1 protein-coding gene is annotated in these 1,236 nt (G+C 45.5%); it reads right to left on the reverse strand.

Annotated elements, in window-relative coordinates:
- A partial coding sequence (locus QUB56_RS36950) for a DUF4347 domain-containing protein (RefSeq protein ID WP_332961310.1) occupies positions 1-495 on the reverse strand: 495 nt, incomplete at its 3' end.
- Positions 496-1,236 lie beyond the last annotated feature (741 nt).

A 1,236-nucleotide genomic window follows, 5' to 3' on the forward strand; every position in this document is an offset into this window, starting at 1 on the left:
CCCTTTGGCAAACTCCAAATTCCAGTTACCACCGCGGCCAGTGCGATCGCCAGATGCTGCAATATCAGCCCCCGTTAACTCCCCCAGGCGATCGACAAAATCGCTCCCCGAACCCGCAGCAACATCGCAACCGTAAAGCAGGATATCAGCTTTTTCGCTCAGTGCATTTCGCCACCCTTGCAACAGATTTTCATAGGGCGGCAAATTATCCCTATTCAACGTCGCAGAACCAAGCTGCAAGCTGCCAGAACTGCCGTGAGAAAAAATGTGAACTTGGTCTACAGTTCCTCCCGCAGCAGCGATTGTTTGCAGTTTTGCAGTAATTTGCTCGACTCCGTTGCCATTTTTATCTAATATGATTGTCTCGGTACCGGGAAGTATGCCGCCCGCCAGACTTTGATAGTCATCTAAGCCGGAATCAATGAAGACAAGAGATTTAGGAAGAGAATTGCGGATAACAGATTGTGAATCTATACTGGCAAAAACTGAACTCATTTTGCATACCCATGAGAATGTTTAATATTTGCTGTAGATTCACCTGGTCAGAAGGTTAGAGATGCGGTTGGCAGCAAGCACAATGAAGACCTCAGCAATCGAGCTGGGGAATTCTAATTAAGGAGAAAAGTTTGTTGTTCTGCATTATTGAAATCCGTACTTCTATCCGGAGGCAGGTTTTGAGCTGTTGCGACTGCGAGTTTGATAGCGATTAACGGCAGATGATGTAATGTAAACAGTCGGGAACGCAGAAACTTTATATTGCAAGTTGGGAAGGCGCACCTTACCGATATAAGTAGCGCCTCAAATTTTATTTTTTCAAATTCAATTAATCAAAGATATCGGCGGCTCCGAATTTCTAATAATTGCTCTAGCTAGGGCTTTATACATTCGCCTTACCTAAAACCCGGAAATCTAGAGCAAAGCTTGGTTAATTTTCAGGCGGGGTGACAACCCCGCCAGAACCCAGATAGCGTCAGGTGTTGACCTACTTGTGGTCAAAAAAATATAGGAATAATGGAATTTACGTTACCAACGACCTATCAAAAAATATGCTACCGCAATTGGATCGGACGCATCTCCAACAACACTTAACTCCTGCTCAGTTTTGAGTATGAGGCATCTTGCTCAATCTCCTGCAATCCTCCAGGCAAGTGAAGTTAGAGCGATTAGCCTCTGCGTTTCCCTACCCCATTACCGCGCCGCTTTCGGCGTCGTCCATGACAGAGGTTCTTGAATTTG

The sequence above is a fragment of the Microcoleus sp. AR_TQ3_B6 genome (assembly GCF_036702785.1).
Lineage (GTDB): Bacteria > Cyanobacteriota > Cyanobacteriia > Cyanobacteriales > Microcoleaceae > Microcoleus.